11 protein-coding genes are annotated in these 10,971 nt (G+C 59.7%); 7 read left to right on the forward strand and 4 right to left on the reverse strand.

The features are described from left to right. Positions 1-131 precede the first annotated feature (131 nt). From NW841_RS01995 to NW841_RS02010, 4 genes are all read left to right on the forward strand, one after another. Positions 132-1,976 carry an NAD(P)H-quinone oxidoreductase subunit F gene (locus NW841_RS01995; protein WP_414385133.1) on the forward strand — a complete coding sequence of 615 codons (1,845 nt, stop codon included), beginning with the start codon at positions 132-134 and terminating at the stop codon, positions 1,974-1,976. Between the two features lie 18 nt (positions 1,977-1,994). Beyond that, positions 1,995-3,488 carry an NADH-quinone oxidoreductase subunit M gene (locus NW841_RS02000; protein ID WP_414364098.1) on the forward strand — a complete coding sequence of 498 codons (1,494 nt, stop codon included), beginning with the start codon at positions 1,995-1,997 and terminating at the stop codon, positions 3,486-3,488. 123 nt (positions 3,489-3,611) lie between these two features. Continuing rightward, complete coding sequence (locus NW841_RS02005; RefSeq protein ID WP_414385134.1) at positions 3,612-4,922, forward strand: CO2 hydration protein; 1,311 nt, start codon at positions 3,612-3,614, stop codon at positions 4,920-4,922. Positions 4,923-5,047: 125 nt separating this feature from the next. Continuing rightward, positions 5,048-5,548: a fasciclin domain-containing protein gene (locus NW841_RS02010; RefSeq protein WP_414385136.1), complete on the forward strand. Its 501-nt coding sequence runs from the start codon at positions 5,048-5,050 to the stop codon at positions 5,546-5,548. Here NW841_RS02010 and NW841_RS02015 read toward each other — a convergent pair. The 4 genes from NW841_RS02015 to NW841_RS02030 all read right to left on the reverse strand — a co-directional run bounded on the left by NW841_RS02015 (position 5,514) and on the right by NW841_RS02030 (position 8,115). Beyond that, positions 5,514-6,647: a histidine kinase gene (locus NW841_RS02015; protein ID WP_414385138.1), complete on the reverse strand. Its 1,134-nt coding sequence runs from the start codon at positions 6,645-6,647 to the stop codon at positions 5,514-5,516. The two genes, NW841_RS02010 and NW841_RS02015, sit on opposite strands and share 35 nt — an antisense overlap. 136 nt (positions 6,648-6,783) lie before the next feature. Next, positions 6,784-6,966, reverse strand: a complete 183-nt coding sequence (locus NW841_RS02020; RefSeq protein ID WP_414364094.1) for a DUF3285 domain-containing protein — start codon at positions 6,964-6,966, stop codon at positions 6,784-6,786. Between the two features lie 96 nt (positions 6,967-7,062). Next, complete coding sequence (aat, locus tag NW841_RS02025) at positions 7,063-7,635, reverse strand: leucyl/phenylalanyl-tRNA--protein transferase (RefSeq protein WP_414385139.1); 573 nt, start codon at positions 7,633-7,635, stop codon at positions 7,063-7,065. Between the two features lie 9 nt (positions 7,636-7,644). Further along, the gene (locus NW841_RS02030; protein ID WP_414364092.1) at positions 7,645-8,115 is read right to left on the reverse strand and encodes a hypothetical protein; all 471 of its coding nucleotides are present in this window, start codon (positions 8,113-8,115) and stop codon (positions 7,645-7,647) included. A 217-nt stretch (positions 8,116-8,332) separates the two neighbouring features. Here NW841_RS02030 and purN point away from each other — a divergent pair, with 217 nt between their 5' ends. The 3 genes from purN (at position 8,333) to trpD (ending at position 10,884) form a co-directional block, all read left to right on the forward strand. Next, complete coding sequence (purN, locus tag NW841_RS02035; RefSeq protein WP_414364091.1) at positions 8,333-8,995, forward strand: phosphoribosylglycinamide formyltransferase; 663 nt, start codon at positions 8,333-8,335, stop codon at positions 8,993-8,995. Positions 8,996-9,021: 26 nt separating this feature from the next. After that, positions 9,022-9,780, forward strand: coding sequence for a PIN domain-containing protein (locus NW841_RS02040; RefSeq protein WP_414385142.1), 759 nt, complete (start codon positions 9,022-9,024; stop codon positions 9,778-9,780). Between the two features lie 72 nt (positions 9,781-9,852). Beyond that, positions 9,853-10,884, forward strand: a complete 1,032-nt coding sequence (gene trpD / locus NW841_RS02045; protein WP_414385144.1) for an anthranilate phosphoribosyltransferase — start codon at positions 9,853-9,855, stop codon at positions 10,882-10,884. The last annotated feature ends 87 nt before the right edge of the window (positions 10,885-10,971 follow it).

Consider the following 10,971-nt stretch of genomic DNA (forward strand, 5'->3'; position numbering starts at 1 on the left):
AAGTCTATAGCTTTCATCGGAAAATTCGATTTTTGTCTATCCTGGTTTGCCGCTAGGATGCCTTTGAAGATTTTTTACAGGATCTCAGCTAGCGATGGGGTCAGGCAGGCTCCCTGGCCCTAAGGAGGAGTATGAGTTTGGACGGGCTGGTCAGAACCGCGTGGTTAATTCCCCTCTATGCGCTAGTGGCATGGCTGGGGGCGTTGATTTGGTCCCCTGGGATTACCCGGCGCACCGGCCCCCGACCAGCGGGCTATCTCAATGCGCTGCTGACCTTGGTGGCGTTTTTGCACAGTGTGGGGGCGCTGGTGGCAATTTGGGATCAGCCGGCGCAAGTGATTCGGCTGCCCTGGCTGCAGGTGGGGGATCTGGTATTGGAGCTGCCGCTGCAGGCCTCATCGCTAACGCTGGGGGCCTGCGCCGTGGTGACAGCGCTAAACCTGGTGGCCCAGATCTATGGGTTTGGCTACATGGAAATGGACTGGGGCTGGGCGCGGTTTTTCTCCTTGCTGGGCCTATTTGAGGGGGGGATGTGCGCTCTGGCCTTGTGCGACTCCCTGTTTTTTAGCTACGTCATCCTCGAAATCCTGACCTTGGGCACCTACCTGTTGGTGGGCTTTTGGTTTAACCAATCGCTGGTGGTAACAGGGGCGCGGGATGCTTTTCTGACCAAGCGCATTGGCGACCTGTTGCTCTTGATGGGGGTCATCGCCATCTACCCTCTGACGGGATCCTGGGAGTTTGAGGACTTGACGGCTTGGGCAAAGTCGGTGCAGGCAGGAGCTATCTCTGTAGATCCGACCTTGATCACTTTGGCAGGGCTGGGGTTGTTGGCCGGCCCAGTGGGCAAGTGTGCCCAGTTCCCGCTGCACCTGTGGCTGGATGAGGCGATGGAGGGGCCGATCCCGGCCTCGATCTTGCGCAACTCGGTGGTGGTGGGCACGGGAGCTTGGGTGTTGATTCGGCTGCAGCCGCTCTATGCTCTTTCTCCAACGGTGTTGCGAGTGATGCTGGTGATCGGGGGGCTGACAGCGGTGGGGGGAGCCTTCGTGGCTCTGGCCCAAATCGATGCCAAGCGGGCCTTGTCCTATCTGGTGAGCGCCTACATGGGCTTGATCTTTGTAGCAGTGGGCACAGGACACACCCAACAGGCCTACCAACTGCTGCTTACCTATGCGCCGGCGATGGCCTTGCTGGTGATGGCGCTGGGTATGGTGATCTGGAACAGCATTACCCAGGATCTGCGCTACCTGGGGGGCTTGTGGTCGCGGCGGCCCATCTCCGGCCTGTGCTTTTTGACGGGGATGGCCGGCATGGTGGCTCTGCCGCCTTTTGGCTCCTTCTGGGTGTTGACAGATTTGTGGCAGCAGTTGGCGCAATCCGGGCAGGTGCTGTGGGCGGCAGTGGTGCTGGTTACCAATGCGGTGACGGCGCTGGGGCTGACGCGGGTCTTCGGCCTGGTTTGGGGGGGTAAGCCACAGCAGATGAGCGAGCGTTCCCCAGAGGTGCATTGGCCAATGATGTTGCCCAGCACAGTCACCATGGGAGTGGCGCTGCACATGCCTATAATCCTGGCGGCGCTGGATCTCATTCCCACCCTAGAAGGGATCCCCGTTGGAGTGATGACGGGATCCAGCTTGGCGGGCATCGCCTTGGGAGCCTGGCTGTACCTACCGCGGGAGCGGCGGCCGGTGGACTGGTCTTTCTTGGCTGACTGGCAGGATCTGCTGGCCAACGACTTCTACACTCCCAAGCTCTACCGAGCCAGTGTGGTGTTTTTGGTGCGCATCATCTCTGATGTCACGGCTCTCTTTGATCGCTACGTGGTGGACGGCTTGGTGAATTTGACCAGCTTGGTGGTGCTGGCAGGCGGCCAAGTCCTGAAATACACCACCTCCGGCCAGTTGCAGGCCTATGTGCTGACCATTGTGGTGGGGGTGGCCCTGCTGGGTTGGTGGTTTTCTAGGCTTGGGTAGATCGAGGGGGTAGAAACCATGCTGAGTGCCTTGATTGTGTTGCCGATCTTGGGATCCCTGCTCCTGTTCCTGGGCTTGGGAGGGCGAAAGCTGGCGGTGGTCTTGGCCGCGATCCCGCTGGCCATCTCCCTGTTCCTATTTACCCGCTTCGACTTGCAGGCGACCGGCTTGCAGTGGGAGCAGCGGTGGGATTGGATCCCGCCAATTGGGCTGAGCTACTCCCTGGGCTTGGATGGGCTGTCTTTGTTGATGGTGGCCCTGAACGGGCTGCTCACCCTCATCGCCATTCTGACGGCGGAGCCGGAAGTGAAGCGGCCCAATCTCTTTTACGGCTGCATTTTGCTCATGAGCGGGTCGGTCAACGGGGCTTTTGCCGCTCAGAACCTGCTCTTGTTTTTCCTCTTTTACGAGCTGGTGCTGATCCCGATCTACCTGCTTATTTCCATCTGGGGCAGCCCCAAGCGGGATTACGCCGCCATCAAGTTTTTGATTTACACCGCTGTCTCTGCCATCTTCCTGTTGGGGGCGTTTTTGGCCATCTACTGGCTAGGGGATCCCCATACCTTTGAGCTGGCCGAGATTCGCATTAGCTCTCTGGGCCCTGCTGCCCAAACCCTGACACTCTTGGCGTTGATTGTGGCTTTTGGCATCAAGATGCCGTTGGTGCCTCTCCACACCTGGCTGCCCGACGCCTACGGCGAGTCTTCGCCGCCGGTGGCGATCCTGCTGGGTGGGGTGCTCTCCAAGTTGGGCACCTATGGTCTGTTTCGCTTTGGGCTGCAGTTGTTTCCCCAAGCTTGGGCCGATCTGGGCGAGATCCTGGCCTGGTGGGGGGCCATTGCTGTGCTGTCGGGAGCTTTGGCAGCCATCGCCCAAAAAGACATCAAGCGCATGGTGGCCTACAGCTCCATTGGCCATATGGGCTATATCCTGCTGGGCATGGCGGCGGCCACACCGATTAGCCTGACGGGGGCGATGGTGCAGATGATCTCCCACGGCCTGATTTTGGCGCTGCTGTTTGATCTGGTGGGCCTGGTGGAGCGCAAGGTGGGAACGCGGGATCTGGACGTGCTCAACGGCCTGCTCAATCCCCTGCGCGGCCTGCCCACCGTGAGTGCCCTGCTGATTTTGGGCGGCATGGCCAGCGCCGGGATCCCGGGCTTGGTGGGCTTTGTGGCGGAGTTTTTGATCTTCCAGGGCAGCTACCAGGATTTTCCCTTACCCACCTTGATCAGCATCTGCGGCACCGGCTTGACGGCGGTGTATTTTGTAATCCTGCTCAACCGCACCTGCTTCGGCAAATTGGACAACCGCACCGCCTACTACCCACGGGTGCAAGGTTGGGAGCGGATCCCGGGCTTTATCTTAACTGCCTTGATTGTCTGGTTTGGGATCCAGCCTATGAACCTGGTGAAATGGCCGCAACCGTTGGCGTTTACTCTATCCACCCAGGTGGCTCAGGCCCAAACCCTCATCCTGGCCTCAGCCGGTGACTTTGCCCATTCTCCCTAGGTCACCTTCTCGGGAGGCGATCAAAGCAATCGGAGAACTTCCAGGAAGCGTCCAAGACCGAATTGAGATCTCGACGCATAGCCTCAAGGATCCAGAGCTTTTGAAGAGTTGGAGACTTCTTCCATGACGACAACCCTCACAACCCGCAAGCTTCCCCCTTCTACCCACCCTTTTGCGGATGTAGTCCACCGCCTCGAAGCGGGGGGATCCATGCTGCCGGATACGCCGGAAAACCTGATGCAAATTATCGGCCTTTACAAAGCCTATGCGGTGCCGATGGACTTCTACTGGCGGGATCTGCTCTACATTGCCGAGCAGGTGTTTGTGGATCCCTTGCCCTTTTTTAAGTACATCATTCCCGAAGAATACCTAAAGCTGGCCAATCACTACGCGGGAGATAATGCCGATTTGCGCATTTGGCGCGGCCCCGCCACGGCCCACCCGGAACTTCTGGAGTTCATGGAAAAAGGGGAGCTCAAGCGCAAGCTGCCGCGGATTTTGCATCACCTCTGGCATGACCGCATCAACATGGAATTTGCCGAAGAATGTATGCGGGCCATGCTCTGGCACCGGGATATGGGGGGCCTGTTGGATCCCTATATGGATTCCGAGGAATACAAACAAAATGCCGACCGCGCCATCCGCGCCTACTGTCAGGGTAATCCTCTCTTGACCGGCCTGTACAAGCTCTTTCCAGACATGTTTCTGGAACTCTGCCGCCAGGCCACCATGTATTCGGTGCTGGGCCTGTTTTGGGAGGTGATGGCCCCCGTCTTTTTTGAGATGAGCGATCTCTACGACGAGGGCAAAATCACCAGCGTGCCGGAGGCAATGAACTTTTTGGTCAACGGGATCTTCGCCATTGCCGGGCGGCCCATCTACCACCGGGTGCGCATTCGCGGAGAATGGTACGATATTGTGCCCAAATCCAAGGGATTTACCTGGCTCTACGAGGCGGCTTTCCCCTACGTAGAGGCCGTGTTCTATCGCACCTCTCCCTTCCGCGGCACCAAGTCCTACAACGCCCAGGCCAACCAAGTTCCCACCAACCAGTTGGACTTCCACTACGGGATCCTCTATGCCGACAAGTTTCCGGTGGCCACTGCTGGGATCCCGCCGACGCTTTTGCACCAGGATATGTACCACTTTTTGCCCCAGTATTTGGTGGAGTATTACCGCAAGCATTGCCGCGGTGAAGATGACATGCTGATCCAGCTTGGGATCAGCTTCCAGCGCTCCATGTACAACGTTACCTCAGCCGTGATCCAGGCGGGGAGGGCAGCTTTTCTCTATCCTTTGGACGATCCCAATCCGCGGCATTTGATGATGAACCGCCGTTATTTTGAGGGACAACTCAATCGCTTCACCCGACCAGAATACGGGATCCGAGAAGCAGCCCGCCTGGCCTACATTCAGGATCAGAACTATCGCTAGCCGACTTCAAGTGCCAGGCATTGACCCTTCCCCTTCTCGATTGTGTTCAGGCTAGGTAGCTCTGCAACTGCCTGTTTCTTTGGCTTTCCTATCATCCCAACTTTCAGAAAATAAGGATCTCGGCCATGCCTGATATTGTCGATATTGCCGTTTCTGCTGAGGGTTTCTCCACCCTAGTTACAGCCGTGAAAGCGGCAAACTTGGTGGATACTCTGAAAGGCCCCGGCCCCTTTACGGTTTTCGCCCCCACGGATGCAGCTTTCGCCAAGTTGCCCCCCGGCACCATTACCACCCTGGTGCAAAACATCCCCCAACTGACGCGCATCTTGTGTTACCACGTGGTGCCCGGTTGCCTGAAAAAGGCGGATCTGGCTAAGTATCGAAGTGTAGGCTCCGTGGAGGGATCCCCCATCGATCTGTTTATCGAAGGGGATGTGTTTGAAGTGAACAATGCCACCGTTATCCAGGCAGATATCGAGGCGGACAACGGCATCATTCACGTCATCGACACCGTGATCCTGATGCGCCCCCACTGGTTCTGGCCGATCATGCTCTCGGGAGAAACAGGGAAAAGCGAGGGCCAAAGCTTTGCTAGCGACCGCAGAGTCGATACACCGGCAAGGTGAAATGAAAACTGCTGCCCTTGCCCAGGATCGATTCCACCCAAATCTGGCCATAGTGGGCACGCACAATGCGACGGCAAAGGGAAAGGCCGATGCCATAGCCTTCCTGCTGTTGGTCGCGGGATAGGCGCACCGCATCGGAGAAGATGTTCTCTTGGTCGGCTTCCGGGATCCCAGGGCCGGTGTCGCTGACGGTCACCTGTACCTTTTGGCTGGTGCGGTGGAGGATGTTGAGGCGGATGGATCCCCCGGCGGGAGTGTACTTGATGGCATTGTCCAACAGGTTGAAAATAACCTGGCGGATCTTGTCGGGATCCACGTGAACTGTGGGCAGATCCACCGGAATATCGGCTTGAAACTGCAATTGCTTGGCTTGGATGCGAGGCAGTAGCTCCTCGATCACTGGCTGGCATAGGCTGGCCAACTGAGTTTCCACGGCTCGAATCCGCAGCTCCGAGGCACTGCCACGGGCCGACTCAAGAATGTCGGTGATCATGCTGTCCATCTTGCGCAATTGCTGGCGGGCATGCTCGAACAACTGCCGCTCCACCGCCTTGTCCAGGGATCCCTCTCGCCCTTGCTGTAGGGTTTCGACCGCCAGGGCTGTAGCTGTCAGGGGGCTGCGCAAATCGTGAACCAGCATGGCCAGAACGCGGTCTTTGAAGTCCAACTGCTCCCGCAGTTGGGCGCGCTCCTGGCGCAGCGAAAACACCTCTTCCGACATTTGCAACAACGCCTCGGTGGTTGGGGGAGGAGCAGGATCTTGACCCGCCTCTTCCTGGTGGGAAACCAAAGCCACCTGACCCTGCCAGCGGGGCCACCACACTTCCAACTGCGTCGCCAGATCTTCGCCTGCCAAGACCTGAGCCGGCAGAGGCTCCGCTTTCACCAAGGCTGGCGTCACCACTAACTTGTAGTGCTCTGCTAGGTAGGGGTGCTCCTCCAGCGGTACCACCTTCAGATGGGCAGGATACTGGCCGGGCAGCCCCTGGATGTGCCGACGCAATTGCTCCGCCAGTTCCTCGATATTGGCTCGACCCTGAGCAAACAACAGTAAGCGAATGCCAGAGCGGGTGGAGGTGCGATCTAGCGAAGTTTGCATAGGCCAAAGTCCCAAGGGCCAAAGATGAAGTCTGCAGCAGAGGTTGCCGCCGACGAAACCGGGATCCCTCGCTGCCTGTTCTTTACCTTCCTAACACTTGGGAAAAGTTTAGGAGGGAACATCAAAGGTAGTAAACTCAGTGAAACAGGTAGGCTAGCCCTACCAACACTGCCAGCAACCCTGCTGTTGTCAGGGTGAAGTGCAGGAGAGAGGTTTTGCCTTTACGTACCATGTTGCGCATGGCCAGGCGGGTATAGCTCACCTGGGGCGAGGATCCCTCCTCAACGGAGGTGGAGCTGACAGGAGAGGGCTGTGACATCGGGATGGCCAGAACAAAAGCTGAGCACTACCTTTAACCTAGCTCAATCCGCCCATGTTGTTGATAAATACCCCCCCTGCCTCCCAGAGCCCTGGCTCAGTCAAAGTGGCAAGGGATCCGCAGGCACTGCTGCAACAGCTCCTGGTAATCCCGTCCGTCCATGAGAAAAGCCCCAAAGCGAGCCAGGTGCGGGTTCATCAACTGGGCATCGAAGAGACGAAAGCCCCGCGCCCGCAGGTGTTCCACCAGCTTGACCAGCGCCACCTTCGAAGCGTTGGGAATGCGGTAAAACATGGATTCGCCGATAAAGGCTGCCCCCAAAGCAATGCCCAGGATCCCGCCTGCTAAGGTGTCTCCCTGCCAGGTCTCAAAGCTGTGGGCAAACCCCGCCCGGTGCAGGGCAAGGTAGATCTGCTTTAACTGCGGGCTAATCCAGGTTTTCGGACGAGCAGCGCAGCCCTCCACCACCTGCTCAAAAGCACGGTTGATCCGCACCTGAAAGCAACCGCTGCGCAGCAAAGGCCGCAGCGAACGGGGACAGTGAAACCGCTCGTCCAAAGGGATTAGTGCGTGCTGCTCAGTGCCATACCAGGCCAGGGATCCCGTTTCTTCGTCTGCCATCAGGAAGTAGCCCTGGGCATATCCGGCCAGAATAACGCCTATGTCCATGGGCCTCCCTCAAGATTGCCATTCCGGCGAGAGGCTGGCGAAATCCCCCGCCTCGACCTTGGGGTGACAATCCACGCAGCTGCTTACTCGCACTGGCGTAGGAAAGTCCACTTGCGGGTGCAAAGCGCGGAAGTAGCGAGACTCAGCCAGGCGATAGGGCACCGGTTCCCCTTGGCGCAGGGGACGGGAATTAGGCCGCAAATAGCCCCAAGCCAGTTGTAAAGCCACGCCGGTCAAGGGCTGGATCTGCTGGCCGTAGTGGCCGGGATCCTGTAGCAGCCGTCGCCAGGTTTCGGTGGGTAACACCTGAGCGGGCAGCGCCACATGGCAAGTGCCGCAACTGCGCACGTATTGGGCCTGCTCCAACTGGGCCTGGGTGAGGCCCTGCTGCGCTTGCGTCAGGGATCCCATCCATCCGACCAGAAGGACGATCAGGCCAAAAAGCCAAAATCGCCGCTGTCGCTTTCCCAAGGGAGCCATGCTCTCAGACCAAGGTCAATGCCTTCCCAATCTAGACCAGCCTGCGAAAGATCCAGGCCCAGTTCCTGGAATTGGCTTGGCCTATCTTTGCAGAAACTCCAGAAAATCCCCCCACCCATTGGGGATCCCCTGCCCCATCGCAGCATTTCTTGGCGCATCTCTCGCGTCGGCTGGGTCTAAAATAGCGGGGCTGCGGACTTTCCCTCGAGTTGTTCGTATGGACCTGCCTAACCTACTCTGGCCAGACCCCGGCGAGATCCCGGCTCCGCCCCAGCCGGGGATCCTGGGCATCTTGGCTTCCGGCAACGGCAGCAACTTCGAGGCCATCGCCCAAGCCATCGATGCCGGCGAGCTACGGGCGCAAATTGCCGTCGTGATCACCAACAATCCAGACGCCTACGTGCGGCAGCGGGCGCAGCGAAGAGGGATCCCTTGTATTCTGCTCAACCATCGGCACTATTCCAGCCGGGAGGCGCTGGACATGGCCATCTTGCAAGTGCTCCAGGAGCATCAGGTGGAGTGGGTGATTATGGCCGGCTGGATGCGCTTGGTGACCCAGGTGTTGCTGTCCGCCTACCCGGAGCGGGTTTTAAACCTCCACCCCAGCCTCTTGCCCAGCTTCAAGGGCCTGCGGGCCGTGGAGCAGGCGCTGGAGTACGGCGTGAAAATCACCGGCTGTACCGTCCACCGGGTTACGTTGGAAATGGATAGCGGCCCCATCGTGGCGCAAGCAGCCGTACCGGTTCTGCCGGAAGATACGGTGGAATCCCTTTACCGGCGCATCCAGGCCCAGGAACACCGCCTCTACCCGCTGGCCATCCGCCTCTGCCTGGCCGAGGGATCCCGCCTCCCCAAGTTCTCCGAGAAGCGGCACAATTGAGGGTGAGCCCGCTGCTGGCGCCCCCTATGGCCGAAATCTCGCCGTTGCTCGTTTTCGACAGTCCTGCGATCCTGGCCGGTCGCCCGGCTCTATGGCAGGAATGGGCCCGTTTTGGGGTGTGTGTGCTGCCCCAGGCGGTGATGGCGGAGCTAGAACGCCTGACCCGACAGGCTATCGTTCCCGCAGAAGAATCGACAGCGCGCGCCTTCTTGCGCCACTGGCCGAGTTTGGGATTTGCCGTCTCAGAAGCCCGCGCCTTGGTGGGCGAAGCCAACACCGGCAAGCAGTCGCTGCGAGTCCGCCTGGAGCAGGCCATTGCCGAGTGCGCCTATGCCCTGGCTCAACAGCAGCCGGGATCCCTGGTGGTGGTGGTGAGCAACGACCGGCCCTTGGTCGAGCGAGTGCAGGAGCTGGGCCTTGCCAACCTCTGTGCTATCTCTCTGGCCGAGCTCAACCGGTGGATACGCCAGCGCCAGCGCCCCCAGGCCGTGGTTATGGCTTGGAAGCGGCTGCCAGGGCCTCCCATTCCCGCTACTCCGTTGCGTCCCTCCCCAACTTCTGCAAAACCACCCTCCCCCGCCCAAAAGGGATCCCAAGCTGTTCAACGCAGATCTCCGGTTGGATTCGCCTCCAAAAGTGTGCAAAACTCGCTGGCGCTGCTGTTGGCTTTGGCTTTCTTCTCGGCAGCAGGGTTGCTGGCCTGGCGTTTGCTGGATCCCGCAGGGAGCGAAGGGATCTGGCGGCGGCTGCCCCTGTCTCGGATCCCCTGGCTGCGCGATCTCTAGCCGCTTTGGCCGAAAGAGCCCCGGCAGGCCTATGCTAGGATGAGAGCTTGCTAAAAACCCGGATCCCGACCCATGACGGAAACGGCTGACCTTTGGCCCCAGCTCTTGGGCCAACTGCTGGAGCGGCAATCCCTCAGCGAGGCCCAGGCGGAGCAGCTTATGAACGGCTGGTTGCACAACCAAGTGCCGGATGTGGTGTCGGGAGCGATTTTGGCGGCCTTGCAAGCTAAGGGGGTCAGCGCTGGCGAGCTGGCCGGCATGGCGCGGGTGCTGCAGCGAGCTTCTCTGGGATCCCCCCTGGATCTGCCCCTCCTGCTGGATACCTGCGGCACCGGGGGAGATGGGGCCGGCACGTTTAACATTTCCACCGCCGTGGCCTTCGTGGTCAGCGCTGCCGGGATCCCAGTCGTGAAGCACGGCAACCGCTCTGCTTCTGGCAAGGTCGGCTCGGCGGACGTGCTGGAGGCGCTGGGGGTGAACTTGAACGCCGAGCCGGAGCGGGTGCGGGCGGCGGTGGCAGAAGTGGGCATCACCTTTCTCTTTGCCCCCCACTGGCACCCGGCTATGCGGGCAGTAATCCCCTACCGCCGCGCCCTTAAAGTTCGCACTGTCTTTAATCTCTTGGGGCCCCTGGTCAATCCCCTCTACCCCAACCGACAGGTCATCGGGGTTTATGCGCCGGAGCTGGTGCCGGTGATGGCCGAAGCCCTGCGCCTACTGGGGCGGGAAGCAGCCATCGTACTCCATAGCCGGGAAGGCCTTGACGAAGCTGGCCTTGCTCAGCCCACGGACTTGGCCGTTCTCTCCCAGGGATCCCTGCGCACAGAAGTCTTGAACCCCCGGGATTACGACCTCACGCCCGCCTCCGTCCAAGCTCTCCAGGGGGGGGACTTGATGGAAAATGCCGCTATCCTCAGCCGCGTTCTCCAGGGAGGCGGCGATCTTGCCCAGCGGGATGCAGTGGCCCTCAATGCGGCGCTGGTGCTCCAGGTGGCGGGAGCTGTGGCTGACTTGAGAGCCGGAATTGCCCGCGCGCGGGAGATCCTTGCCAGCGGTGCCGCCTGGGAGCGCCTGCAAAAGTTGGTCAACTTCCTCCAGCCATGAACTACCCCACCGCGTAGGCGGGTGGGGTTTCCTCACCCGCTTGGCAGCAGAGCTTTTGTCTCTTCTTCTGCCCCAGTTGCTTCATCG

The sequence above is a fragment of the Synechococcus sp. H60.3 genome (assembly GCF_047462295.1).
Classification (GTDB): Bacteria; Cyanobacteriota; Cyanobacteriia; order Thermostichales; family Thermostichaceae; genus Thermostichus.